The organism is Pseudomonas sp. PDM28 (genome assembly GCF_019219115.1).
Classification (GTDB): Bacteria; Pseudomonadota; Gammaproteobacteria; order Pseudomonadales; family Pseudomonadaceae; genus Aquipseudomonas; species Aquipseudomonas laurylsulfatiphila.
The window spans coordinates 1-26521 of sequence record NZ_JAHUWG010000007.1 but is presented as its reverse complement, the minus strand read 5'-3'; the positions used below and the strand labels follow the sequence as shown (position 1 = coordinate 26521).

Genomic DNA, 26521 nt, shown 5'->3' with positions numbered 1-26521 from the left:
GTCCCGTTGCCACCCTTATCAGCCGACCGGCTCGGCTGCGCAACTCATCTGGCCTGAGCCGGGTATCTGGAAAAAAACGTCATCGCCGATTTGCCAGAAGCTGTAGCTGCCTTGGTAATCCTTGCCCCTGTACTGGGTTCCGGTATTGTTCGGCACCTGGTTCAGCGTCACCGAGGCGTTGGCCCATTTCAGGAACACCACGCCCGGTTCGACCGTAAAGAAGGTCGCGGCCACCAATGCGTTGAACCCTGCGCAACGATAAGCCAAGGGGCCTTCGGTGAGCCGGCTCGGGTCCTTGGTTCTGGCAATGGCCGAACCCTGGCGCAGTTGGAACGCACGCTCGGCATAACTGGCGATGACGCACGTCTTGGCTTGCGGGTCGGCACCACACTGGTTACGCGATTCAATCCAGAACCGCTGGTCTATCTCGACTTTATTCGGGCGCGGCACTGAATGTTCGTCGGTGAGCGCCAGGCGATAAAGACGATCGAGTTCCAGGTCCATGCGCGCCAGCTGAGCGTCGTGACAGATAAGCTTTTCGGTGGATGCCTGGGGCGTGGTGCAATCGAAACTGGTTTTGTAGGTCGGCAAGGGCTTTGGCTTTGGTTTCGCCTTTGTAGCGGCGTCACAAAAGCTCGCCGTCACGCACGTGCTGACGGCGAGCACAGAGGCCAGAAGTGGCATGACCATTTTCATTTCGGCGTCACCTGAGTCTATGCGTGATGCCCGTATTGCAACGCCTGTGTCCAAGCGCTGCACATTCATTCGGTCGCACGGGGTCTATCGAGTGTAAGGCAGTGCTCGAAACCTGCCACATCGTGCCAGGAGAAACGTCAGTCTTCCTCGCGAATCGTCGCCACTTCGTCGGCCCTGACTTTTACCTTCGCCCCCGAAATGTCCTCGAACTCGAAGAATCCGTCCTTGGTTTTGGTCTTCGGCATGTCCTTGGTCAGGTACTGAGTGCCGTTCTGCAGGGTCACCACCGTTGGCGTCGAGCAACCGGCCAGCGCCAGCAGAGCCGCGACGGCCAGGGGTAAACCCAAAGTCTTGATGTCCATGATCACCTCCCGTTCGTTTTGAAGCAGTGCCATCCATTCGCGCCTGTCACTGCATGCCCATGGCGGTTGGTGCCGCCAGGGGGCAGAAAGTTCTACTGCCCGGGAAATATTCCGTACAGCGCCTCCATTTATCCTTTTCCGATTGCACCGGACAGGGCGGAACTGGTATCTGTACGCATAACCAGTACTCGCTCGCCATGGCCCATTTCCTGTGACTGCAAACCCTCTCGACGATCCGTTCTATTACCTGAACAACTTCATGCAAGTGCTTGATTGGCTTGAGCAGCGCTTGGCCGATGTGCTGAGCGTCGACGAGCTGCGTTTCATTAATGAGTTTAAGCGGTTACCCCGTGAATCGCAGGCACTGCTGGTCAGAATGGTCATGCGCAAGGGTATTCATTTCAGGGCCGGCAAACTGCATTACGACGAAATCGGCGATATCCCCGGCGCCGCCGGCCCGCTGTTGAAACTCGGTTGGGTCGACGAGCGTTTGCCGCTGGCGGTCGAAGAACTGTTCGAACTGCTGCTCAAGGGTGAAATTCTCCAGACCTTCGGTTCCGTCATCGATCAACCCAAAGGCAGGAAAACCGATTGGCTGCCAACGCTGAGCGAGCAATTTCCCCAGGCGCAAAGTTTCAACGACTGGTGCCCGTGGCTGGATGAGCGCCTGCTCAGCCTGACCATCATGGAATTGTGCGATCGCCTGCGCCTGATGTTCTTCGGCAACCTGTACCAGGACTGGTCGGAGTTCGTGCTGGCCGACCTGGGTATCTACACCTACGAAAAAGTCGAATTCAGCGCCGAGTCCCGTGGCTTGCGCAGCCGCGAAGACGTGGATGCCTGTGTCCTGCTGCACGCGTACCAGCAACAATTCGAAGCCGGTGAAGCGCTGGAGGAGGTGGCCGGACGCATCAAGGGCCTGACGCTGGACAATCCCTGGTTGCAACGTCGGCGCGGCAAGCTGCTGTTCCAGATGGGCCAGTATTGCGAACGCATCGCGGATTTCGCCATGGCCCTGACCCTGTACCGTGAATGCGCTTATCCGGGGGCGCGGGCGCGGCTCATTCGTGTGCTGGAGCGCAGCGGGGAGTTCGAGTTGGCGCTGGATCTGGCCGAGCAGGCCGAACAGGCACCGGAGAGTGCCGCCGAACACCAGCAGTTGCACCGCGTGCTGCCCCGCCTGAGACGCAAGCTCGGGGGGCCGCCCATCAAGCGGGCGGCGCCTCGGGAAATGCAGCGTCTGGACCTGCAACTACCAAGAGTCGATCCGGCAGTGTCGGTCGAGTTTTACGTTCAGGCGCATCTGGCTGAGGATTCGGCACCGATCCACTACGTCGAAAACAGCCTGATCAACTCGTTGTTCGGCCTGTTGTGCTGGCCGGCGATCTTCGCGCCTTTGCCGGGGGCATTCTTCCACCCGTTCCAGCGCGGGCCGGTGGATTTGCTCAGCGAGGACTTCCAGGCCCGCCGGGCCGAACTGTTCCAGACCTGCCTGGCCGAACTGGAAGACGGGCGCTACCGGCAGACCATTCGCCATCGTTACGCCGCCAAGTGGGGCGTGCAGTCACCATTCGTGTTCTGGAGCGTGCTCAGCGAAGAGTTGCTGGAGCAAGCCCTGGATTGCCTCCCGGCCGAGCATCTCAGGCACTGGTTCAACCGCCTCTTGCTCGACATCAAAGCCAATCGCGCCGGCATGCCGGACCTGATCCAGTTCTGGCCGCAGCAAAAGACCTACCGCATGATCGAAGTCAAAGGCCCGGGCGATCGCCTGCAGGACAACCAGTTGCGCTGGCTGGAGTTCTGCCATGAACACCAGATGCCCATCGCCGTGTGCTACGTGCAATGGGCGGAGCAGGACGCTTGAGCTACAGCATTGCGGTGCGGGCGCTGTGTGAGTTCACCGCCAAGGCCGGCGACCTCGACCTGCGCTTCACGCCGACGCCCACTGCGCTGGAGGGCATTGTCGGGCACCGCACGGTGGCCTCGCGACGCAGCGAGGGTTACCAAAGCGAAGTCGCCCTTGAGGGCCAGCATCAGACCTTGACGGTCAAGGGCAGGGCGGATGGCTATGACCCGGGGCAAAACTGCCTGGAAGAGGTCAAGACCTACCGCGGTGACCTGAGCAAGCAACCGGCCAACCACCGTCAGTTGCATTGGGCCCAGGCGAAAATCTACGGCTGGTTGATGTGCCGCCAACTGGATCTGCCCCGGATCAACCTGGCGCTGGTGTATTTCGACATCGTCAGCGAAAAGGAAACCTGCCTGGTCGAGTCCTTCGAGGCCGCGCAGCTGCAACAGTTCTTCGAGCTTCAATGCGCGCGCTTCCTGCAATGGGCACAACAGGAAGTCGCCCACCGTGACGGGCGCAATCTCGCGGCGCAGCGCCTGGCCTTTCCCCACGCCGACTTTCGGCCGGGGCAGCGCCATCTGGCCGAGTCGGTGTTCAAGGCCGTCAGCACAGGGCGCTGCCTGATGGCGCAGGCGCCCACGGGCATCGGCAAGACCCTGGGCACCCTGTTTCCCATGCTCAAGGCACTGGCACCGCAGCAGCTGGACAAAGTGTTCTTCCTGACGGCGAAAACCCCGGGACGCAAGCTCGCCCTGGACGCCGCGCAAGTGTTGCTGGCCAGCGCCGATGCGCCACCGTTGCGGGTGCTGGAGATGATTGCCCGGGACAAGGCCTGCGAACATCCGGACAAAGCCTGCCACGGTGAGTCCTGCCCACTGGCCCGGGGTTTCTACGATCGCCTGCCGGCTGCGCGGCAGGCGGCCAGTCAACTGAGCCTGCTGGACCAGGGCGCCTTGCGCGAGGTTGCCCTGGCACACGAAGTCTGTCCGTATTACCTGAGCCAGGAAATGGCGCGATGGGCCGACGTGGTGGTTGCCGACTACAACTATTACTTCGATTTCAGCGCCTTGCTGTTCGGTCTGGCCCAGGCCAATCACTGGAGGGTCGCGGTGCTGGTCGACGAAGCCCACAACCTGGTGGAGCGCGGTCGGCAGATGTACAGCGCCAGCCTCGATCAGGCGACCTTCAACGCTGTGCGCAAAACCGCACCCGAGGTGCTGAAAAAGCCAATGCAGCGAATCAGCCGCGAGTGGAATGCCCTGCATGACGCGCAAACCGGTGCCTATCAAGCCTATGACAAGGCGCCGGAAAAGCTGCTTCAGGCACTGTCATCGTGCAGCGCCAGCATCGGTGACTACCTGAACGATCACCCACAAGGGCTGGACAGCGCACTGCAAGGCTTCTACTTCGACATGCTGCAGTTTTGCCGGGTGGCCGAACTGTTCGATGAGCAGTTCCTGTTCGACATCAGCAAGCGCGACCTCGAACGCAAGCGCAATCTTTCGCAGCTGTGCCTGCGCAATGTGGTACCCGCAGGGTTCATCCGCCCGCGCCTGACTGCCGCGCGCAGCACCGTGCTGTTTTCCGCGACCCTCAGCCCCCGGCACTATTACGCCGATTTATTGGGAACGCCGGCCGATACGGTGTGCATCGACGTCGAGTCGCCGTTTCATGCCGATCAACTGCAAGTGCACATCGTCAACCGGATCTCCACGCGGTTCGTGCATCGCCAGTCCTCGCTCGAACCGATCGTGGAGCTGATCGCCAGCCAGTTCTGCAAGCGTCCCGGTAATTACCTGGCGTTTTTCAGCAGTTTCGATTATTTGCAGCAGGTGGCGCAGCTACTTGCCGAGAAACATCCGCACATCAGCCTGTGGTCGCAGTCCCGTGGCATGGGCGAAGCGCAACGCCAGCAGTTTCTCGACCAATTCCACGCCGACGGCCAGGGGGTCGGCTTTGCGGTGCTGGGCGGGGCCTTTGGTGAAGGCATCGATTTGCCCGGTGCCCGGTTGATCGGCGCATTCATCGCCACGTTGGGGCTGGCCCAGCTCAATCCGGTGAACGAGCAACTGAAACGGCGCATGGCCGCCATCTTTGGCGCCGGTTACGACTACACCTATCTGTTTCCCGGTGTGCAGAAAGTGGTGCAGGCCGCCGGGCGGGTCATCCGTACGCAACAGGATCAAGGGGTAGTGATGTTGATCGACGACCGTTTTGGCGAGCACAAGGTCAGGCAATTACTGCCGCGCTGGTGGTCGATTGCGCCAACGAATTCTCGCTCTGCTCCGTAGGAATATTTACCTTTAAAAACAAATACATACCTTGATTAAAACAACGGATTGAACAATCAGCGCCAGCACGCTTTATTGGAAAGGCTGGATATCACAACCCAATTCTTTGATAAGGAAATCAAGGTATGTCAGAAGCTCCGAAATACAACTATTCCTCAGACGACGTGATCAAGGCGTTCGACGAGATCCACCCTATGCTCTTCGTCGGAAAAACTGCCGAAGCCATCCCAAAGTTGCTGATCACCGCCGGAGTGGAGGGCTCGGGCAAGACTTTCTTGCTGGAAAAGAGCTTGCTGCCATCCGGGAATTACGGGAACTACATTCGACTGTACCTGCCTGAATATCGAAAAAAACACCCGCATTACACCGACATGATCAAGCTCGGGGTTTTGCACGCCTACGAACATACAGAAGCGTTTGCCAGGGAACTCGGTGAGAAAATCTTCGCCAACGCGCTTTCTCAAAGATACAACATCATCATGGAGTGCGCGTTCGATGACATCGGTTTTGCCGGATTGGCAAAGTTTGTTCCCGGTTATCAACTCGAAGTCCATGTCGTGGGCTGCAATCACGCGTTCGCCCATCTGTCCAGCATCAAAAGAGCATTCTCCAGTCTGGAAAAGCAGGAGATGGAACGGTTTGTCAGCTATTCGAGACTCGAGTCGAGCATCAGTAACGCCCCTGCGGTTCTCGTTGCGTTCGAGTTCATCGCAAAGACAGTGAGTGGCTCACAAATCTACTTGTACGAGCGCGGTCTGGGCACGCTGAGCGAACGGGTGCTGCGTGCTCACAGCACCTATACCCTGAACCAAAATGGGAATTTGAACGAAGTTTCAACGTTGCAGCCATATGCATACAGCGCCTATGACACTATCCTCAGAAGGTCCGTCTATTCGATGGAGGAGCGTGACGAGATGGTGAGGGAATGTCATCTGCAGCTGCTTAAAACCAGCAAATATGACAAACAGGTTCCCGATTTCGTCTACAACGACCTTTACTCCTATATCACCAAGTACGTGTATCGCTAAGCGGGGATTGCAGGCCATGTAGCAAATTGCTGCAGTCATGGCTTTCCAGATTGGCAGTTTGTCTCATACTCCAGAAAAACAATCATGACGCGAGAACTCAATGAGCGAGGATCAAAACAGGCCGAGTACCGTTGAGGACAAGCGCTTTCGCCTGTTGATCGATGCGGTGATCGACTATGCGATCTACATGATAGATCCGGACGGCGTCATTACCAGCTGGAATGCCGGCGCCAGGCGTTTCAAGGGGTATGAAGAGGCCGAGATCCTCGGTGAGCATTTCTCGCGTTTCTACACCGATGAGGATCGCCGGGCCGGCTTGCCCCAGCGGACACTGGACACGGCGCTGGGTGAAGGGCGTTTCGAGGGCGAGGGCTGGCAGGTGCGCAAGGACGGCACCCATTTCTGGTCCCATGTGGTCATCGATCCGATCTTCGACCCGTCGGGCACCTTGCTGGGTTTCGCCAAGATCACCCGCGACCTGACCGAGCGCCGGGTGGCCGAGGAAATCCTCAAGCAAAGCGAGCAGCAGTTCCGCCTGCTGGTGCAGAGCGTTACCGACTATGCGATCTACATGCTTTCGCCGGACGGACGCGTGAGCAACTGGAACCTTGGCGCCCAGCGCATCAAGGGTTACTTGCCCGAAGAAGTCATTGGCCAGCATTTTTCGATCTTCTATACCCCGGAGGATCGCGAAGCCCGCGAGCCACAAAGGACGCTGGACATCGCCAAGCGTGAAGGGCGCTTTGAAAACAAGGGCTGGCGGATGCGCAAGGACGGTACGCGGTTCCTAGCCCACGTCATAGTCGATCCGATCTGGGGCGACACCGGGAACTTGCTCGGTTTTGCCAAGATTACCCGTGATATCACTGACGTCACGCAAGCGCAGCAGGTGCTGGAACAAACCCGGGAGGCCTTGTTCCAGGCGCAGAAAATGCAAGCCATCGGCCAACTCAGTGGTGGCATCGCTCACGATTTCAATAACCTGCTGACGGTGATCCTCGGCAATCTGGAAATCGTGCGCAAACGCGTGACGGACAATCCAAAATTGACCCGCTTGATCGACAACGCTACCCAGGGTGCCCTGCGCGGCGTTTCCCTGACCCAGCGCATGCTGGCGTTTGCCCGACGCCAGGAACTCAAGTCGGAGCCTGTGCGGATACCGGCCTTGGTGGAAGGCATTTCCGGGCTGTTGCGCAGTTCCCTGGGGCCTTCGGTGAAAATCGAAACGCGCTTTCCCGAAGATCTCGAGCCGGTGATGGCGGACCTCAATCAGCTGGAACTGGCCGTACTGAACCTGGCCACCAACGCCCGTGACGCCATGCCCAATGGCGGGACCATCAGCTTCAGCGCCAGAAACCGTGAAGTGACCGACAGCGCCACCTCATCCCTGGCCGCGGGGGGCTACGTCTGCCTGAGCATTGCCGATACCGGCGAGGGCATGGATGAAACCACGCTGGTCTCGGCGATGGACCCGTTTTTCACCACCAAGGGCGTCGGTAAAGGTACGGGCCTGGGGTTGTCGATGGTTCACGGTTTTATTGAACAACTGGGCGGACGGTTCATCCTCAAAAGCCAGAAGGACCATGGCACCACCGCCGAACTCTGGTTGCCGGTCGCCACCGGGGATTCGCCCGTCAAACCGGTCGCCGAAGCGCCGGCCGTGACCGGACCCGGCCTGAGCGTATTGGTGGTGGACGATGACAGCCTGGTATTGACCAGCACCTGTCTGCTGCTCGAGGACCTCGGGCATCGGGTCATCAGTGCGCCTTGCGGTGCCAGGGCGCTGGAACTGTTCAACAGTGAACCGCAGATCGATCTGGTCATCACCGACATGGCCATGCCACAGATGAGTGGGGCTCAACTGGCCAATGCCATCAGGAACATGCGACCGGACGTGCCGATCATCCTCGCCACCGGTTATGCCGAACGGCTGGAAGGCTTTGCCGCCCATCTGCCGCGTTTGCCGAAACCTTTTACCCAACTCAACCTGGTGGAAGTCATTGCCTTGGCGATGAAGTGACGCGGCGGTTGCGCTGTTCATAGCGGGCCAGCATGGGCTGGGTGCTGATGCCGTGGACCAGAATGCTCAGGGCCACCACCGAGAGCGTCAGGTCGGTACACAAGGTGGACACCGAAGGCGGCAGATCGTGGTTCAGGGCGTAGAACAGGTAGTAGAAACTGCCGATGCCGCGAATGCCGAACCAGCCGATCAACCAGCGTTGCGGGCCATTGAGCAGCGAACCCCAGGGCATCAGCCAGACCGCCAGCGGGCGAATCATGCCGAACAGCACCAGTGCAAGCACCAGAGCCCGCCAGTCCCAGTGTGCAACCAGCACGACCCCGAGCAAGGTGACCAGAAACACTTCCATGGCCCGTTCCACCAGGCTGCCGAATGACAGCATGTCGCCCATCATGATCCCGGCAGCGACTTGCGTGTCTTGCAGGTGGTCCACATTGCCGGCCACGGCCGATTCGGGTTCGACATGCTGATGACCGACCACCGCCTGGACCAGATGCTCGGCCGGTGCCTGGGTGTCACCGCTTGTCTTGACCTCGGCTTGGCGCAAGCCCAGGCCAGCGGCAAATACCGAGAGAAAGCCGTAGCCCTCAATGGCTTCGGCCACGACATAGGCCAGTGCGATCAGGGCCAGGGCCAGGTAATCATTGGGCGAGAAGGTGCTGTCGGCGTTCTTGATGCGCATGAACAAGGTCAGGCGGCCAATGCCGCGCCCCATCCAGTAACCGGTCAGCAGTCCGGCGGGCACGGCCCAGAGCAGACGCTTTAATGCCCAGTCATCGAGCCAGGCCCCTGTATTGTCACTGTGTTGCAGAAACAACAAGCCGAGGATGACGAAGGGGAATGCAATGCCATCGTTGAAACCGGCTTCACCGGTAAGCCCGAACCTGACCGGGTCGTAATCCCTGGCATCGCTGACCTGTACCAGAGAGGCCAGGACCGGATCGGTGGGCGCCAGAATCGCCCCGATCAACAGCGACGGCCCCCACGGGAACCCAAATCCGAAATGCAGTAACAGGCTTACACCGGCAATGGTCAGGATCATCACCGGTCCCGCCAGGGCAAATGCCACCCGCCATCGGCGATCGCCCAGGGGCAGGCGCAACTTCAACCCGCAGACAAACAGCGAAAAAAGTACCGCTACTTCCGATAGATGCTCCATCCAGAAGGCGGCATCCTTGACATCCAGCCTGAGCAAACCCAGGCCTACCGGACCGATGGCGACGCCCAGCACCAGACACACCGCCGACGTGGTGACCGGCATCCAGCGCAGGTACGACGAGGTCAGTGCCAGCGTCAGCAACACAGCCCCCAACACCGCCACCCAGGTAATGAAGCTCATGGTCCGGATCCCGAAACAACCTTGTAGGAGCGAGCTTGCTCGCGATGGACGTAAACGATAACGCGTTCTGTCTGAATAAACGCGTTGCGCTGGCGATCATCGCGAGCGAGCTCGCTCCCACAGGGATCCGGGTGGTTGTCGAGGGGCTGGATCAAGCCTTGAGATGGCGCAGACTGCGCTCCATCCGCGCGATGCAGATTACTTGTGGGAGCGAGCTTGCTCGCGATGGACGTAAACGATAACGCGTTCTGTCTGAATAAACGCGTTGCGCTGGCGTTCATCGCGGGCAAGCCTGCTCCCACAGGGATCCGGGTGGTTGTCGAGGGGCTGGATCAGGCCTTGAGATGACGCAAGCTGCGTTCCATCCGCGCAATGCCTTCTCCAAGCAGCGAGCGTGGGCAGCCGAAATTCAGGCGTACGAACTGCTTGCAGTCATCGCCGAAGTCCAGGCCGGCGCTCAAGCCGACCCTGGCCTGTTCGAGGAAGAACTGCTGCGGGTCGTCCAGCCCCAGTGCCGTGCAGTCGAGCCACGCCAGGTAAGTGCTTTGCGGCAGGTTCATGGTGATGCCCGGCAGGCGGGTGCGTATTGCTTCGGCGAGAAAATCGCGGTTGCCTTGCAGGTAGACCTTCAGTTCGGCCAGCCAGGGCGCGGCCTCGCTGTAGGCGACGCGGGTGGCTTCCATGCCCAGCGGATTGACGCTGTCGACCATGCCGCAACGGGCGTGGTTGACCTTCTCGCGCAGGTGGCGGTCCTGGATGATCATGAACGAGGTCTTCAGGCCGGCGATGTTGTAGGCCTTGCTCGCCGACATCAGCGTGATGGTGCGCTGGGCGACTTGCGGGCTCAGCGTGGCCATCGGAATGTGCTGGCGGCCGTCGAAGCACAACTCGGCGTGGATCTCGTCGGAAATGATCCAGGCATCATGCTCAAGGCAAATGTCGGCAATGGCTTGCAGCTCTGCGCGGGGAAAAGCCTTGCCCAACGGGTTGTGCGGGTTGCTCAGCAGCAGTGCACCACCACCTTGCAGCGACTGGCTCAGGGTATCCAGCGGCGTGCTGTAGGTGCCGTCGGTCTGCGCATCGAAATTCAGCTCGACCTTGTTCAGGCCCCAATGTCCGGGTGCGTGGCGCAGCGGCGGGTAGTTCGGCACCTGTACCACGACGTTCTGTGGCGCCTGCACCAGGGCCTTCAACGCCATGTTGAAGCCCGACTCGACGCCCGGCAGGAAAATCAGCTCCTGGGGCTCGACACGCCAGGCGTATTTGTTCCAGAGGTCGGCAACGATAGCCTCGCGCAGGTCATCCTGGGCCACGCTGTAACCGACCATCGGGTGTTCCAGTCGTTTTTGCAGGGCCTGGATGATCACCGGCGGCGCGGCGAAATCCATGTCGGCGACCCACATCGGCAACACGTCCGCCGGGTAGCGGCTCCACTTGGTACTGCCGGTATTGTGGCGGTCGAACACCTGATCAAAATCGAAAGTCATGCGCAAATCTCGTAAAGGCCGGTTAATCATGCCGGCCATGATAAGCGCCAATCCCTGCAGGAGCGAGCCTGCTCGCGATGACTGACACCACACCCCCTGTGGGAGCGGGCTTGCCCGCGAAGGGCATGAGTGTTGGTTGACACTACGCCTTCGCGGGCAAGCCCGCTCCCACAGGTTTTGTGCCAATAGCCGTGAACGCCGACTAACGCCCGACGGTCGGGTTTCATCGCAGATTCGACAGCATTGACTAAAGTTCAACTGTCGGCAGCCAGACTGCCGCGACCGTGGTTGTTCGAAAAAGCCCGGCCATGTACCGGGTTCCACCTGATCAGGAGTGCACGATGGATCTCAGCCGTCGTCAGTTCTTCAAGGTCGCCGGTATCGGCCTTGCAGGCTCTAGCCTGGGTGCGTTGGGCATGGCCCCGACGCTTGCCTTTGCCGAACAGGTGCGTCATTTCAAGCTCGCCCACACCCATGAAACCCGCAACACCTGCCCGTATTGCTCGGTCGGTTGCGGCTTGATCATGTACAGCCAGGGCGATGCGGCGAAGAATGTCGCGCAAAACATCATCCACATCGAAGGTGACGCCGACCACCCGGTCAACCGCGGCACCCTGTGCCCCAAAGGCGCGGGCCTGCTGGATTTCATTCACAGTCCCGGCCGCCTGCAATACCCGCAGGTGCGCAAGCCCGGCAGCACCGAGTGGACGCGCATCTCCTGGGATGAAGCCCTCGATCGCGTCGCCAACCTGATGAAGGCCGACCGCGACGCCAACTTCATCGAGAAGAACGCCCAGGGGCAAACCGTGAACCGCTGGCTGACCACCGGTTTCCTCGCGGCATCGGCGGCGTCCAATGAAGCGGGCTACATCACCCACAAGGTGGTGCGCAGCCTCGGCATGCTGGGGTTCGATAACCAGGCGCGTGTCTGACACGGCCCGACGGTGGCAAGTCTTGCCCCGACGTACGGCCGTGGTGCCATGACCAATACCTGGACCGATATCGCCAACGCGAATCTGGTTCTGGTGATGGGCGGCAACGCAGCAGAAGCGCACCCGTGCGGCTTCAAATGGGTGACCGAAGCCAAGGCGCACAACAAGGCGCGGCTGATCGTGGTCGACCCGCGTTTTACCCGTACCGCCTCGGTGGCCGACTATTACGCGCCGATCCGTACCGGTACCGACATCGCCTTCATGGGCGGGCTGATCAACTACCTGCTGACCGAGGACAAGATCCAGCACGAGTACGTGCGCAACTACACCGACGTGTCGTTCATCGTCAAAGCCGGCTATGGCTTCGAGGACGGGATTTTCAGCGGCTACGACGCGGCCAAGCGTCTCTACACCGACAAATCCGGCTGGGGCTATGAGCTCGGTGAAGATGGTTTTGCCAAGGTCGACCCGACCCTGCAGGACCCGCGCTGCGTCTATCAGTTGATGAAGCAGCATTACAGCCGTTACACCAAGGAACTGGCGAGCCAGATCTGCGGCATGCCGGTCGACGCCATGCAGAAGATCTGGGAGGAAATCGCCACTTGCTCGCAACCGGGCAAGACCATGACCATCCTCTATGCGCTGGGCTGGACCCAGCACTCGATTGGCGCGCAGATCATCCGCAGCGCGGCGATGGTGCAACTGCTGCTGGGCAACGTCGGCATGCCGGGCGGGGGCGTGAATGCCTTGCGCGGGCACTCCAACATCCAGGGGCTGACCGACCTGGGGCTGTTGTCCAACTCACTGCCGGGCTACCTCACTCTGCCCGGCGATGCCGAACAGGATTACAACGCCTACATCGTCAAGCGTACGCAGAAGCCGTTGCGGCCGGGGCAACTGTCCTACTGGCAGAACTACAGCAAGTTCCACGTCAGCCTGATGAAGTCCTGGTACGGCGCCAACGCCACCGCCGAGAACAACTGGGCTTACGATTATTTGCCGAAACTGGACATCCCCCAATACGACATCCTCAAGGTGTTCGACCTGATGGGGCAAGGCAAGGTGAACGGCTACATGTGCCAGGGCTTCAACCCTATCGCCGCGTTGCCAGACAAAAACCGCGTGATGGCGGCGCTGGCCAAGCTGAAATGGCTGGTGGTGATGGACCCACTGGCCACAGAGACTTCCGAGTTCTGGCAAAAGGTCGGGCCGTACAACGACGTGAACAGCGCCGACATCCAGACCGAAGTGATCCGCCTGCCCACCACCTGTTTTGCCGAGGAGGACGGTTCGCTGGTCAACAGCAGCCGCTGGCTGCAATGGCACTGGAAAGGCGCCGACGGCCCTGGCGAAGCGCGCACCGACGTGCGGATCATGAGCGAATTGTTCCTGCGTCTGCGCCAGCGCTATCAGGCCGATGGCGGCAAGTATCCCGACCCGCTGCTCAAGTTGACGTGGCCGTACAAGATCCCCGACGAACCTTCGCCGGAGGAACTGGCCAAGGAAATCAACGGCTCGGCGACTTCCGACTTCACCGACGCCACCGGCGCGGCGATCAAGGCCAATACGCAACTGGCCGGTTTCGGCCAGCTCAAGGATGACGGCAGCACGGCGTCCGGTTGCTGGATTTTCTGTGGCAGCTGGACCGAACTTGGCAACCAGATGGCCCGCCGCGACAACAACGACCCGTATGGCATGCACCAGCATCAGGGCTGGGCCTGGGCCTGGCCGGCCAACCGGCGGATCCTCTACAACCGCGCCTCGGCGGACCTGCAAGGCAAGCCGTGGGATCCGAAAAAACGCCTGGTGTGGTGGAACGGCAAAGCCTGGGCCGGTACCGATGTACCGGACTACAAGGCCGACGTGCCGCCGGAAGCGGGGATGAACCCGTTCATCATGAACCCCGAAGGCGTGGCGCGATTCTTCGCCGTCGACAAGATGAACGAAGGTCCGTTTCCCGAGCACTACGAGCCGTTCGAGACCCCGATCGGCATCAATCCACTGCACCCGCAAAACAAGAAAGCCACCAGCAACCCGGCAGCGCGGATCTTCGATTCGGTCTGGGACTCCCTCGGCGTGGCCAAGGATTACCCGTACGCCGCCACCAGTTACCGGCTGACCGAGCATTTCCACTTCTGGAGCAAGCATTGCAAGCTCAACGCGATTACCCAACCGGAGCAATTCGTCGAGATCGGTGAAGTGCTGGCCAAGGAAAAAGGCATAGTCGCAGGCGACCGGGTACGGGTCAGCAGCAAGCGTGGCTTCATTGAAGCGGTGGCGGTGGTGACCAAGCGGATTCGTCCGCTACAGGTCAACAACCAGGTGGTGCACCAGATCGGCATTCCCCTGCACTGGGGCTTCACCGGGCTCACACGGCACGGTTACCTGACCAACACCCTGGTGCCGTTCCTCGGCGATGGCAACACACAGACCCCGGAATCCAAGTCATTCCTGGTCAACGTGGAGAAAGTCTAAATGGCCAGCCAAGACATCATTGCCCGCTCGGCCACCACCACGCCCGCGCCCTCGGTACGCGGCATGGAGGAAGTCGCCAAGCTGATCGACACCACCAAATGCATTGGCTGCAAGGCCTGTCAGGTTGCCTGCTCGGAATGGAACGAACTGCGCGACGAGGTCGGCCATAACCACGGCACCTACGAAAACCCGCAGGACCTCAGCGCCGAAACCTGGACGCTGATGCGCTTCACCGAGCACGAGACCGACGCCGGCAACCTGGAATGGCTGATCCGCAAGGACGGCTGCATGCACTGCGCCGAGCCCGGTTGCCTGGCCGCATGCCCCAGCCCCGGGGCGATCATCAAGCACGCCAACGGCATCGTCGATTTCGATCAGGACCACTGCATCGGCTGCGGTTACTGCATCACCGGGTGTCCGTTCAACATTCCACGGATCTCGCAAAAGGATCACAAGGCCTACAAGTGCACCCTGTGCTCGGACCGGGTGGCGGTCGGCCTGGAACCGGCCTGCGTGAAAACCTGCCCGACCGGTGCCATCGTGTTCGGCTCCAAGGACGACATGAAGGAGCACGCAGCCGAACGCATCGTCGATCTGAAAAGCCGCGGCTTTGAAAACGCCGGCCTGTACGACCCCGAAGGCGTCGGCGGCACCCACGTGATGTACGTGCTGCACCATGCCGATACGCCAAGACTGTACGCCGGCTTGCCCGATCACCCGGCGATCAGCCCGTTGGTGGGGCTGTGGAAAGGCATCAGCAAACCCCTGGCGCTGCTGGCCATGGGCGCGGCGGTGCTGGCCGGGTTCTTCCACTACGTGCGGGTCGGCCCGCAAATCGTCGAAGAGGATGAACATCCCGAGCCGCCGGACAACGCCGTGCACGAAGTCGATCCGTCGGTGCATACCTTCGATCCCCGTGGGGAGGGCAGGCCATGAGCGACAAGACGATCCTGCGCTACACCAGCAACCAGCGCACCAATCACTGGCTGGTGGCGATTCTGTTCTTCATGGCTGGGTTGTCCGGATTGGCACTGTTCCACCCGGCGCTGTTCTGGCTGAGCAACCTGTTCGGCGGCGGGCCATGGACACGCATCCTGCACCCGTTCATGGGCGCGCTGATGTTCCTGCTATTCCTTGGCCTGGTGTTTCGCTTCTGGCGCGCCAACTACTTCATCGCCAACGATCGCCTGTGGCTCAGGCGCATCGACCGGGTGATGAAAAATGAAGAGGAGGGCGTCCCGCCCATCGGCAAATACAACCCCGGGCAGAAGCTGCTGTTCTGGACTTTACTGCTGTGCATGCTGGTGCTGTTGTTCAGCGGGCTGGTGATCTGGCGTGCCTACTTCAGCGAGTATTTCGGCATCACCGCGATACGCTGGGCGATGTTGCTGCATGCGCTGGCCGGTTTCGTGCTGATCCTGAGCATCATCGTGCACATCTACGCCGGTATCTGGATCAAAGGCTCGGTCAGCGCCATGGTGCACGGCCGGGTCAGCCGCGGCTGGGCCAGGAAACACCACGAACTCTGGTATCGCCAAGTGACTCAAGATGAGACCCGCGACGAAGCGCCTACGCGACCGATCACCAAAAAGGGCTGACATTTGCCAACCATCCTCGAACCTGGAGAAATCGAAGCGGCGGCCAGTTCGCCGCCGTTTCTGTACCTGCCACCGCATAACCTGTTCAGCCTGCGCGCCCAGCGTCTGGAAATTCTGGCCGAAGGGCACCCGCTGGCCGATTACCTGCGCCTGATTGCCGGGTTGTGCCGGGTGCAGCAACAGGTGCTGGACGACCCGCCGCTTGGCGAGCCTCTGGACCGGCAACGCATCGAGTTGTGCCAGCAGCACGGCTTGCCGCCCTTTGCGGCCGACAGCCTGGCGCGCGAAGACGACTGGCAGCTTTACCTCGATGCCTTGTTGCAACGCTATAGCGCACCGCCACAATCCGCCGTGGCCGATGCCGTGGACACCTTGCGCCTGGCCGGTGCCGGGCAACGCCGCGCCTGGGCGGTGGCACTGGTCAGCGGCCAGTATTCGCTGGTACCGGCGGCGCTGGTGCCGTTTCTCGGTGCGGCACTGCAAACGGCCTGGAGCCACTGGCTGTTGAGTACGCCGAACCTGGCACTGACTCCCGGCGACAGCCTCAGCCAGTGCCCGGCCTGTGGCTCGCCAGCCATGGCCGGGGTCATCCGCCATCGCGGCAAGCACAATGGCTTGCGTTATCTGGTCTGTTCGCTGTGTGCCTGCGAGTGGCACGTAGTGCGGGTCAAGTGCGTGTATTGCGAGCAGAGCAAGGGCCTGGAATACCTCAGCCTTGAAGATGATCGCCACGCCGCCAATCAGGCGCCGTTGCGCGCCGAGGTTTGCCCCGGTTGCAACAGCTATCTGAAGTTGCTCTATCTGGAAAACGATGCGGATGCCGAAGCGTTGTCGGCCGACCTGTCCAGCCTGATGCTCGACATGCGCCTGGCCCAGGACGGTTATCAGCGCCTGGCGCCGAATCTGCTGCTGGCGCCGGGAGACGAATAAACGTAGCGTCTACACTCTGGCGCGAGGGTCATTCGTTTCCAGGAGTGCCAGATGTCTGCACGCGGTGCCAGCCCATCCCTGCGTCTACCTTCCATCGACAGTCTGTTGCGTCACCCGGCGTGCCGGCCGCTGGCCGAGCGCCATGGACGCGACGCCTTGCTGAGTGCCTTGCGGCTGTTGCTGGATGAATTGCGCGAAGGGGCACGGCAGGGTTTGCTCGACCCTGTAGAGGTCAGCGCCGAAGTGCTGGCAGGCCGGGTCGGCGAGCGATTGGCCATCCAGCATCGCAGCCATGTGCGGCGGGTGTTCAACCTCACCGGCACGGTGCTGCATACCAACCTCGGGCGGGCGTTGTTGCCCGAAGAAGCGATCGAGGCGGTGCAAATGGCCGCGCGTTATCCGCTCAACCTTGAGTTCGACTTGCGCAGCGGCAAGCGCGGCGATCGCGACGACCTGATCGAAGGCTTGATCCGCGAGCTGACCGGTGCCGAAGCGGTGACCGTGGTCAACAACAATGCCGCCGCGGTGCTGTTGACCCTCAACAGCCTGGGGGCGCGCAAGGAAGGGATCATTTCCCGGGGCGAACTGATTGAAATCGGCGGCGCCTTCCGCATTCCCGACATCATGGCCCGCGCCGGGGTGAAGCTCTTTGAGGTCGGCACCACCAACCGCACCCATGCCCGCGACTACGAAACCGCCATCGGCCCGCGCAGCGGTTTGATCATGCGGGTGCACGCGAGCAACTACAGCATTCAAGGCTTCACCACGAGCGTGCCGACCGTGGAACTTGCGCAACTGGCACACCGGCACGGCTTGCCGCTGCTCGAAGACCTCGGCAGCGGCAGCCTGCTGGACTTGACCCGCTGGGGGCTGCCCGCCGAACCGACGGTGCGCCAGGCGCTGCTGGATGGCGCGGACATCGTGACCTTCAGTGGCGACAAACTGCTCGGCGGCCCGCAAGCCGGGCTGATTGTAGGCCGCAAGGACCTGATCGCCAGGATCAAGAAAAACCCCCTCAAGCGTGCGCTGCGGGTCGATAAAATGACCCTGGCGGCCCTGGAAGCGGTGCTGGGTCTATACCGAAACCCGGACCGACTGGCCGAGCGTCTGCCGAGCCTGCGCCTGCTGACCCGGCCACAGGCCGATATCCTCGCCCAGGCTGAGCGCTTGCAGCCGACGCTGACCCACGTGCTGGGTGAAGGCTGGAGCGTCAGCGCCATGCCGTCACTGGGCATGATCGGCAGCGGCAGCCAACCGGTGGCGCGGCTGGCCAGCGCGGCGCTGTGTATTCGCCCACTTACGTCGAAGCGTTTACGCGGGCGATCCTTGCTGAATCTGGAGGAGGCCTTTCGCGCCTTGCCGATTGCGGTGCTCGGGCGCATTGACGATGACGCCCTGTGGCTGGACCTGCGGCAACTGGACGACGAGCCGGCCTGGCTGACGCAGCTCGATCAATTGCAGGTGGAGGGCCGGGCAGGGTGATTGTCGGCACCGCAGGACACATCGACCATGGCAAGACGGCGCTGCTCCAGGCGCTGACGGGCCAGGCGGGCGACCGGCGCCGGGAGGAGCGTGAGCGCGGCATGACCATCGACCTCGGCTACCTGTATGCCGCGCTGGAGCCGGGGGCGCCACTGACCGGTTTCATCGACGTTCCCGGCCATGAGCGCTTCACCCACAACATGCTGGCCGGGGCACAGGGCATCGATCTGGTGTTGCTGGTGGTGGCCGCCGATGACGGGGTGATGCCGCAGACCCGCGAGCACCTGGCGATCGTCGAGTTGCTCGGCATCCCGCGGGCGCTGGTGGCGATCAGCAAGTGCGATCGGGTCGACAGCGCCAGGGTACAGGACGTGCGTGAGCAGATCCGTACCTTGCTGGCGCCCGGACCCTTTGCCGATGCGCCGCTGATTGCACTGTCGAGCATGACCGGCGAGGGCATCGAAACCTTGCGCAAGACGTTGCTCGATGCCCAGCGTGAAGTGTCGCAACGCAATACAGACGGTGGTTTTCGCCTGGCGATCGATCGGGCCTTCAGCGTGGCCGGTGCCGGTATCGTGGTGACCGGTACGGCGCTGTCCGGCCAGGTCGCGGTGGGCGATACCTTGCTGTTGGGGCCACAAGGCAAACCGGTGCGCATTCGCGGCCTGCACGCACAGAATCAGGCCGCCGACAGCGCCTGTGCCGGCCAGCGCGTGGCGATGAACCTGAGTGCCGAACGACTGGCGCTGGAGCACATCCATCGCGGTCACTGGTTGCTGGCCGACGGCTTGTACGCGCCGACCCAGCGCCTGGACATCGACATGCAGTTGCTTGCCGGCGAATCCCGGGCCTTCGAACATTTTCAACCGGTGCACGTGCACCTCGGCACCCAGGACGTCACCGGCAGAGTCGCCTTGCTCGAAGGCACCAGCCTGGCGCCCGGTGGGCGGATGTTTGCCCAACTGCTGCTCAATGCGCCGGTGCACGCGGTGAAAGGCGATCGGCTGATCCTGCGCGACCAGAGTGCCCAACGTACCTTGGGTGGCGGTCGGGTACTCGATCCGTTTGCACCGACCCGGCAACGCCGCAGCCCCGAACGCTTGGCGCAGTTGGTGGCCCTGGCGAGCAGCACGAAGCTGGAGGATGTTTTGCCGGCATTGCTGGCCCACAGCGACACCGGGCTCGATCCGCAGCGCCTGGAGCGGCAGTTCAACCGACCGCGCAGCCATTGGGTGTTGCCCGCTGACGTGCGCTGGATCGACACCCGCCAGGGCGCGTTGCTGTTCAGTGCCAGCCGTTGGCAGGCCTTGAAGGCCGCCGTGCTGGAACAACTCGCACGCTTTCATCAACTAGAACCGGACCAGATGGGGCCGGACCGGGATCGCTTGCGCCGATTTGCCGGCAGCACTCAAGAACGTGGGACATTCATCAGCCTGCTCGACGAGTTGCTGGCCAGCGGCGACATCGCCAGCAGTGGCCCGTGGTTGCATCTGCCCGGGCATCAAGTGCGCTTGAGCGAAGAGGACGAAGCCCTGTGGCTGCAATTGCAACCGCTGTTCGAGCAGGCCGCATTCGACCCGCCGTGGGTGCGCGACCTGGGGCATGAGGAAGCGGCCGTGCGCGGGTTGCTACGCAAAATGGCGCGCCTGGGCCTGATGCATCAAGTGGTGCGCGACCTGTTTTATACCGACAGCATGATTCGCCGATTGGCGGCTATGCTGATGCAACTGGCGGACGCCAACCCGGTGATCCAGGTGGCGGCGTTTCGTGATGCGGTGGGCCTGGGGCGCAAGCGCAGTATCCAGATACTGGAGTACTTCGACCGCATCGGCCTGACCCGGCGATTTGGCGATCGTCGCCAGGTTCGCCCGGACAATGCATTGGCCCAGCGCAATGAGCCCTGATTCAGGGGCAGGAATTCAAGGAAGGCAATCGCGCCCGGTGGCGCGGCCGGGCTTCAAACCCGGTTGGGGACGGCATCCGTTCCCGGGCAGGTTCGACTCCGGCTGCCTTCCGCCAAACAACCCCAGGCTTGCTGACTCTGTAGGAGCGAGCTTGCTCGCGATGGCGGTTGGTCGAAGCAATACATTCGTCCAGTTTTTACTAGGGGTTGCGAAATGGATCGTCAGAGATTGCGCTGCGCTTCCATCCGATCATGAAGGACCCTGATGATCGCAATTCCGTACGCCGTGATTCGAAAATAGATCTTGTGCCGCTCCACACTGCAGCGCCGATAACCAGGCCGGATAGTGTCGCAGGCCGGCGCTTTTTTCGGGTGCTCGGCCAATTGCGCAAATGCTGAGGTAAGAATGTCAATGTAGCGATTGGCCTGATCCAGGCCCCACTGGCGAGCGGTATAACTCCAGATTGCCTCAAGGTCGCCTTCTGCGGCAGGCGTTAGACGATACTCAGCCATGCGCGGTCAACATTCTCTGTTTGAATGCGGCTGGATCGAATGGGCGGGGTTTTCCGCTGGCTTCACCTTCCCGAAGGGCGGCACGAATCGTTTCGAGTTCAGCGCTGCGCTCCTGTTCACGACGGATCAGATCGCGAATATATTCGCTGTCGTTGGTGTAATGGCCCGCTTCTATCTGCGCTTTGATCCAGTTGTCTTGCTGGTCAGTCACGGTGATGGTTTTTCGTACGGTTCCCATGATCGGGCCTCCACGAGATGGTCGATTGCGTGCAACCTATCATACTATTGGTGCGGTATCGAGCAGGTCTACTGTAGGAGCGAGCTTGCTCGCGATGGTCGTTAACGATAACGCTTTTTTACTGGCTAAACGCGGCGCTCTCGAGACCATCGCGAGCAAGCTCGCTCCTACAGACGCGGTCTTCTGTGGGAGCTGGCTTGCCAGCGATGGTCGTTAACGATAATGCGTTTCTACTGGCTCAACGCGGCGCTCTCGAGACCATCGCGAGCAGGCTGGCTCCTAAAGACGCGGTCTTCTGTGGGAGCTGGCTTGCCAGCGATGATCGTTAACGATAACGCTTGTTTACTGGATAAATGCGGCGCTCTCGAGACCATCGCCAGCAGGCTGGCTCCTACGGACGCGGTCTTCTGTGGGAGCTGGCTTGCCAGCGATGGTCGTTAACGATAACGCTTGATCACTGGCTCAACGCGGCGCTCTCGAGTCCATCGCGAGCAAGCTCGCTCCTACAGACGCGGTCTTCTGTGGGAGCTGGCTTGCCAGCGATGGTCGTTAACGATCACGCTTGTTTACTGGCTAAACGCGGCGCTCTCGAGACCATCGCGAGCAAGCTCGCTCCTACAGACGCGGTCTTCTGTGGGAGCTGGCTTGCCAGCGATGATCGTTAACGATAACGCTTGTTTACTGGATAAATGCGGCGCTCTCGAGACCATCGCCAGCAGGCTGGCTCCTACGGACGCGGTCTTCTGTGGGAGCTGGCTTGCCAGCGATGGTCGTTAACGATCACGCTTGTTTACTGGTTCAACGCGGCGCACTCGAGACCATCGCGAGCAAGCTCGCTCCTACAGACGCGGTCTTCTGTGGGAGCTGGCTTGCCAGCGATGGTCGTTAACGATAATGCGTTTCTACTGGCTCAACGCGGCGCTCTTGAGTCCATCGCGAGCAGGCTCGCTCCCACAGGGTTTTTGTGTGCCATGTCAGATCGCTCTCAAAGATGATCCGCATCGATCACAGCCTTGGCGAACGCCTGCGGGTCTTCCTGTGGCAGGTTGTGGCCGATGCCGCCGTTGATCAGCCGGAACTCGTATTTGCCGGTGAAGCGTTTGGCATAGTCTTCGGGGGCCGGGTGCGGTGCGCCGTTGGCATCGCCTTCAAGGGTGATGGTCGGCACGCTGATGGACGGCACCGTGGCCAGCTTCTGCTCCAGCGCTTCGTAGCGGCTTTCACCCAGGACCAGGCCCAGGCGCCAGCGGTAGTTGAACACGGTGATGTCGACATGGTCCGGGTTGTCCAGCGCCTTGGCGCTGCGGTCGAAGGTAGCGTCATCGAACGCCCATTTCGGCGAAGCCAGTTGCCAGATCAGCTTGGCGAAGTCGTGGGTGTTTTTTGCGTAACCGGTGCGACCGCGGTCGGTGGCGAAGTAGAACTGATACCACCATTGCAGTTCCGCCTTGGGGGGCAGCGGGTTCTTGCCGGCCGCCTGGTTGCCGATCAGATAACCGCTGACCGAGACCAGCGCCTTGACCCGCTCCGGCCACAGCGCCGAGACAATGTCGGCCGAACGCGCACCCCAGTCATAACCACCGAGCACCGCTTGCTTGATCTTCAGCGCATCCATGAAATCGATGACATCACTGGCCAGTGCAGCCGGCTGGCCATTGCGCAGGGTCTGGTCGGAGAGGAAATGCGTATCGCCATAGCCGCGCGCATAGGGCATCAGTACCCGGTAACCCTTGGCGGCGAGCAGCGGCGCGACCTCGTCATAGCTGTGAATGTCGTACGGCCAGCCGTGCAGCAGGATCACCACCGGTCCGTTGGCCGGGCCGGTTTCGGCGTACGCCACGTCCAGCAGCCCGGCGTTGACATGCTTGAGCGGGCCGAACGGCGAGGGCGCCGCGTGAGTGGTTTGGGCAGGGGTCGCAGCCGGCTGCACGCTGGCGGCCGATTGCGCATGGGCCGCGCCGAGCACACCGAACAGGCTGAATGCGAGGATCGACGGGCCGACCAGGTGGCGGCGAGTCTTGCCGGTGTTGCTGTTGCGCAGTGCCATCTTCATGGGATGTCTCCTTTACCAGCCATGGGTCAGGGATCGGTCTGAGCCCCTGCAAACCTTGCTTGCATTGAAACGCGGCAACGTATCCGGCCTGTGTCCAATTGCCGGCTGGATGAAAGACTGTGTATCGGGACGTCGCGCTGACACTGTGTGATACACAGCGGCGTCCTGCGTAGGCCGTGCTGCCGAGCGTACGCCTCGCGAGGATGTAGCCATTGCGCGGGTTTCCGAGCGGATTTGTTCAAACTATTTTCCCGAAGGCATGGAAATCACCCTGTAACTGAGCTTTTCTAATGACTCTGACGACGCGTGATCGACCTGCAGGTTTCCGTGGAGAACAATCGATGCCTACCTTCCAAACGCCTGTCCGGTTGTTCTGTCTCGGTCTAGCCATAGGTCTGTTTGCCATCCCGCTGCACGCCGCACAGTCTCCCTCTGCCAATCCGCCTGCGGAGCAACTGGAACCCAAGGTGCTGGAGGTTCTAAAGGCAATGAGTGCCAGGCTCGCGGGCAGTCAGGGCATGAGTTTCAAAGCCGTCACGACCTACGAGAGGCCCAGCCGGCTAGGGCCGCCCCTGGCCTATGGCACGGTGGATCTGGTCAATGTGCAACGACCGGATCGCCTTCGTGTGTTGACGTCCGGCGACGGTCCGGCCACCGAGTTTTACTACGACGGCAAGAAAGCCTATGCCTACGAACGTAAAGGCGACTTGCTGGCCCAGGCGGACGCGCCGCCTACCATTGATGCGACCCTGGAGGCCGCGTACCAGCGTGCCGCGATCTATTTTCCGTTTACCGACGTGATCGTTGCCGACCCCTACAAGGATTTGTCCCGGGACATGCGTGTAGCGTTCTACGTCGGCCAAAGCACGGTGGTCGGTGATACCACCACCGATGTGATCGCCTACACCAGCGACAGCGTGTTCGTGCAGGCGTGGATCGGCGTGCAGGACAAGTTGCCACGTCGGTTGCGCGCGGTGTTTCTCGATGATCCGACACGATCCCGGCATCAAGTCGACTTCAGTGACTGGAAGCTCCAGTCGACGATGCCTGCCGATTTTTTCAGGCCTGACCACATCGAAACGGCCCACCGCATTCAGTTTGCCCCACCGCCCGATCTTCGTGCCCCGCAGGGGGTAAAAGAACCCGTGGCGAAACCCTGAACAAGGAGACTGACCCATGAACAGATCTACCTTGAAATTCGCCGGCCTGCTTGTCGCGCTGCTCACCTGCAACCAGGCAGCAGCCTGGTACCACGCTTCCGGCTTCGGGCGTACTTACGGAGGAGGGGGCTCATGGAGTCATTCGGGTGAATACGGCTCGGCTTCGGGCGGTGGCGGCAGTTGGAGTGGCGAAACCAATCGCGGCGGCTCGGCTTCCGGAGGTGATGGGAGCTGGAGCGGCACAGGCTATCGCGGCGGTACGGCGTCCGGTGGCGAGGGCTCGTGGCACGGCACGGGCGCGGAAGGTGGAACGGCTTCGGGTGGCGAAGGTGTCTGGCATGCGCAGGGTGAAAATGGCGCCACCGCCGCCGGCTATCACGCGGATGGCTATGGCACGACGGCTTACCGCCCCCCCGTTTATGGCACAACCGCCTACCGCTCCGTGCCTTACGGCACCGCTTACTACCATCCGCCAACCGCGGTGATTGCCAGCAGTGGCTGCTACAACTGTGGCTATAACGAGGGCGTCAATCCGGCAGCTGCCGCTGCGGCCGGCGTGGTCGTCGGTGAAGCAGCCGCGACGGTCGCCGACCAGAACGCCAGCTATAACGCCGGCATGGTGGCCTCCGCACCACCGACAATGCCCATGGGCGCGACGTACGCCTCACTGCCTCCGGGTTGTGGCTTGATAAGCTTCTCCAATACCACGTATTACCAGTGCGGCAACTCCTGGTTACGACCGTCCTTTGGTGCCAACGGGGTTTATTACACCGTCGTGCCGATGCCTTGACCTTTTGGCTGAAACAGCCAAAAGGTCAAGGGCGGGCGGCTCATGGACGGGGCCCGAACTGTCAGGCGACGTTCATGCTGCGGTGCGTGTTGACCAGGTTCTGCACGACGCCCGGATCCGCCAGGGTGGAGATATCCCCCAACCCTTCGTATTCGGCCGCCGCAATCTTGCGCAGAATCCGCCGCATGATCTTGCCCGAACGGGTCTTCGGCAGCCCCGGTGCCCACTGGATCACATCCGGCGAGGCAATCGGCCCGATCTCCTTGCGCACCCAGTTTTTCAGTTCCAGGCGCAACTGCTCGTTCGGCTCCTCGCCGTTTTTCAGGGTGACGTAGACATAAATGCCCTGGCCCTTGATGTCGTGCGGCACACCGACCACTGCCGCTTCGGCGACTTTCGGGTGCGCGACCATCGCGCTTTCGATCTCGGCGGTGCCCATGCGGTGGCCGGAGACGTTGAGCACGTCGTCCACGCGACCGGTGATCCAGTAGTAGCCATCGGCATCGCGACGGGCGCCGTCACCGGTGAAGTACATGCCGCGGAAGGTCTTGAAGTAGGTGTCGACGAAGCGGTCGTGATCGCCAAACAGCGTGCGCGCCTGGCCCGGCCACGAATCGAGAATCACCAGGTTGCCCTCGGCCTCGCCTTCGATGATGTTGCCCAGGTTGTCCACCAGGGCCGGCACCACGCCGAAGAACGGCCGCGCCGCCGAGCCCGGCTTGAGGGCATGGGCGCCCGGCAGCGGGCTCATCATGTTGCCGCCGGTTTCGGTCTGCCACCAGGTGTCGACGATCGGGCAACGGGACTTGCCGACGTTCTTGTAGTACCAGTCCCAGGCTTCCGGGTTGATTGGCTCGCCCACCGAACCCAACAGGCGCAGGCTGCTGCCATCGGCGCCTTCTACCGCGGCGGTGCCCGAGGCCATCATGGCGCGGATTGCGGTCGGCGCCGTGTAAAGGATGTTGACCTTGTGCTTGTCGACGATCTTCGCCACCCGGGTGATGTCCGGGTAGTTCGGCACGCCTTCGAACAGCAGGGTGGTCGCGCCGTTGGCCAGCGGGCCGTAGACGATGTAGCTGTGGCCGGTGACCCAGCCGACGTCGGCGGTGCACCAGTAGATTTCGCCCGGGCGGTAGTCGAACACGCGCTCGTGGGTCATGGCGGCGTACAACAGGTAGCCGCCGGTGGTGTGCTGCACGCCCTTCGGCTTGCCGGTGGAGCCGGAGGTGTAAAGGATGAACAGCGCCTCTTCGGCGCCCATCTCTTTCGGCGCGCACACGGTGCCGGCCACTTTCATCAGGTCCTCGAACCAGATGTCGCGGTGCTGGTTCCACTTGATCTGGCCACCGGTGCGCTTGCACACGATGACTTTCTG

General features: G+C 61.5%; 20 protein-coding genes and 1 tRNA gene. 13 read left to right on the top strand and 8 right to left on the bottom strand.

Going from position 1 to position 26521, the window contains the following annotated elements; genetic code table 11:
• Positions 1 to 18 precede the first annotated feature (18 nt).
• Together KW841_RS16815 and KW841_RS16810 are read right to left on the bottom strand one after the other, a co-directional pair.
• Complete coding sequence (locus tag KW841_RS16815) at positions 19 to 696, bottom strand: MliC family protein (RefSeq protein WP_218478974.1); 678 nt, start codon at positions 694 to 696, stop codon at positions 19 to 21.
• A 137-nt stretch (positions 697 to 833) separates the two neighbouring features.
• The gene (locus KW841_RS16810) at positions 834 to 1058 is read right to left on the bottom strand and encodes a YgdI/YgdR family lipoprotein (protein ID WP_218478971.1); all 225 of its coding nucleotides are present in this window, start codon (positions 1056 to 1058) and stop codon (positions 834 to 836) included.
• A 211-nt stretch (positions 1059 to 1269) separates the two neighbouring features.
• Between KW841_RS16810 and KW841_RS16805 the strand changes: the two genes are divergently transcribed.
• From KW841_RS16805 to KW841_RS16790, 4 genes are all read left to right on the top strand, one after another.
• Complete coding sequence (locus tag KW841_RS16805; RefSeq protein ID WP_218478344.1) at positions 1270 to 2922, top strand: VRR-NUC domain-containing protein; 1653 nt, start codon at positions 1270 to 1272, stop codon at positions 2920 to 2922.
• Positions 2919 to 5198, top strand: a complete 2280-nt coding sequence (locus KW841_RS16800; protein ID WP_218478343.1) for an ATP-dependent DNA helicase — start codon at positions 2919 to 2921, stop codon at positions 5196 to 5198. The genes KW841_RS16805 and KW841_RS16800 overlap by 4 nt, the downstream gene beginning before the upstream one ends.
• Before the next feature lie 125 nt (positions 5199 to 5323).
• Positions 5324 to 6226: a zeta toxin family protein gene (locus KW841_RS16795; protein ID WP_218478342.1), complete on the top strand. Its 903-nt coding sequence runs from the start codon at positions 5324 to 5326 to the stop codon at positions 6224 to 6226.
• A gap of 100 nt (positions 6227 to 6326) precedes the next feature.
• Positions 6327 to 8246 (top strand): PAS domain-containing sensor histidine kinase, encoded by a 1920-nt coding sequence (locus KW841_RS16790; protein ID WP_218478341.1) that lies wholly within the window; start codon positions 6327 to 6329, stop codon positions 8244 to 8246.
• On the opposite strand, the gene KW841_RS16785 is transcribed toward KW841_RS16790, so the two are convergent.
• Both KW841_RS16785 and KW841_RS16780 read right to left on the bottom strand, forming a co-directional pair.
• Positions 8224 to 9585 (bottom strand): sodium:proton antiporter, encoded by a 1362-nt coding sequence (locus KW841_RS16785; RefSeq protein ID WP_218478340.1) that lies wholly within the window; start codon positions 9583 to 9585, stop codon positions 8224 to 8226. The genes KW841_RS16790 and KW841_RS16785 overlap by 23 nt on opposite strands.
• A gap of 332 nt (positions 9586 to 9917) precedes the next feature.
• Entirely contained in the window at positions 9918 to 11072 is a 1155-nt protein-coding gene (locus KW841_RS16780; protein ID WP_218478337.1) for a MalY/PatB family protein, read from the bottom strand.
• A 341-nt stretch (positions 11073 to 11413) separates the two neighbouring features.
• Between KW841_RS16780 and fdnG the strand changes: the two genes are divergently transcribed.
• The 7 genes from fdnG to KW841_RS16745 all read left to right on the top strand — a co-directional run bounded on the left by fdnG (position 11414) and on the right by KW841_RS16745 (position 20508).
• The gene (fdnG, locus tag KW841_RS16775; protein WP_218478313.1) at positions 11414 to 14479 is read left to right on the top strand and encodes a formate dehydrogenase-N subunit alpha; all 3066 of its coding nucleotides are present in this window, start codon (positions 11414 to 11416) and stop codon (positions 14477 to 14479) included.
• Positions 14480 to 15415, top strand: coding sequence for a formate dehydrogenase subunit beta (gene fdxH, locus KW841_RS16770; protein WP_218478311.1), 936 nt, complete (start codon positions 14480 to 14482; stop codon positions 15413 to 15415).
• Entirely contained in the window at positions 15412 to 16077 is a 666-nt protein-coding gene (locus tag KW841_RS16765) for a formate dehydrogenase subunit gamma (protein ID WP_218478309.1), read from the top strand. The genes fdxH and KW841_RS16765 overlap by 4 nt, the downstream gene beginning before the upstream one ends.
• A gap of 3 nt (positions 16078 to 16080) precedes the next feature.
• Complete coding sequence (fdhE, locus tag KW841_RS16760) at positions 16081 to 17007, top strand: formate dehydrogenase accessory protein FdhE (protein WP_218478307.1); 927 nt, start codon at positions 16081 to 16083, stop codon at positions 17005 to 17007.
• A 51-nt stretch (positions 17008 to 17058) separates the two neighbouring features.
• Positions 17059 to 18489 carry an L-seryl-tRNA(Sec) selenium transferase gene (selA, locus tag KW841_RS16755; protein WP_218478305.1) on the top strand — a complete coding sequence of 477 codons (1431 nt, stop codon included), beginning with the start codon at positions 17059 to 17061 and terminating at the stop codon, positions 18487 to 18489.
• Entirely contained in the window at positions 18486 to 20393 is a 1908-nt protein-coding gene (gene selB / locus KW841_RS16750; protein ID WP_218478303.1) for a selenocysteine-specific translation elongation factor, read from the top strand. The genes selA and selB overlap by 4 nt, the downstream gene beginning before the upstream one ends.
• Before the next feature lie 19 nt (positions 20394 to 20412).
• Positions 20413 to 20508 (top strand) — tRNA-Sec (locus KW841_RS16745).
• 106 nt (positions 20509 to 20614) lie between these two features.
• On the opposite strand, the gene KW841_RS16740 is transcribed toward KW841_RS16745, so the two are convergent.
• The 3 genes from KW841_RS16740 to KW841_RS16730 all read right to left on the bottom strand — a co-directional run bounded on the left by KW841_RS16740 (position 20615) and on the right by KW841_RS16730 (position 23196).
• Positions 20615 to 20905 (bottom strand): type II toxin-antitoxin system RelE/ParE family toxin, encoded by a 291-nt coding sequence (locus KW841_RS16740; protein WP_218478301.1) that lies wholly within the window; start codon positions 20903 to 20905, stop codon positions 20615 to 20617.
• Positions 20898 to 21143 (bottom strand): type II toxin-antitoxin system ParD family antitoxin, encoded by a 246-nt coding sequence (locus tag KW841_RS16735; RefSeq protein WP_218478299.1) that lies wholly within the window; start codon positions 21141 to 21143, stop codon positions 20898 to 20900. The genes KW841_RS16740 and KW841_RS16735 overlap by 8 nt, the downstream gene beginning before the upstream one ends.
• A 985-nt stretch (positions 21144 to 22128) precedes the next feature.
• Positions 22129 to 23196 carry an alpha/beta fold hydrolase gene (locus KW841_RS16730; protein WP_218478297.1) on the bottom strand — a complete coding sequence of 356 codons (1068 nt, stop codon included), beginning with the start codon at positions 23194 to 23196 and terminating at the stop codon, positions 22129 to 22131.
• 341 nt (positions 23197 to 23537) lie between these two features.
• On the opposite strand from KW841_RS16730, the gene KW841_RS16725 reads away from it, so the two are divergent.
• Positions 23538 to 24356 (top strand): DUF2092 domain-containing protein, encoded by an 819-nt coding sequence (locus KW841_RS16725; protein WP_218478295.1) that lies wholly within the window; start codon positions 23538 to 23540, stop codon positions 24354 to 24356.
• A gap of 16 nt (positions 24357 to 24372) precedes the next feature.
• Complete coding sequence (locus KW841_RS16720; protein WP_218478293.1) at positions 24373 to 25146, top strand: hypothetical protein; 774 nt, start codon at positions 24373 to 24375, stop codon at positions 25144 to 25146.
• Positions 25147 to 25207: 61 nt separating this feature from the next.
• Here KW841_RS16720 and acs read toward each other — a convergent pair.
• The coding region (gene acs, locus KW841_RS16715) for an acetate--CoA ligase (protein ID WP_218478291.1) at positions 25208 to 26521 on the bottom strand (1314 nt) is incomplete at its 5' end.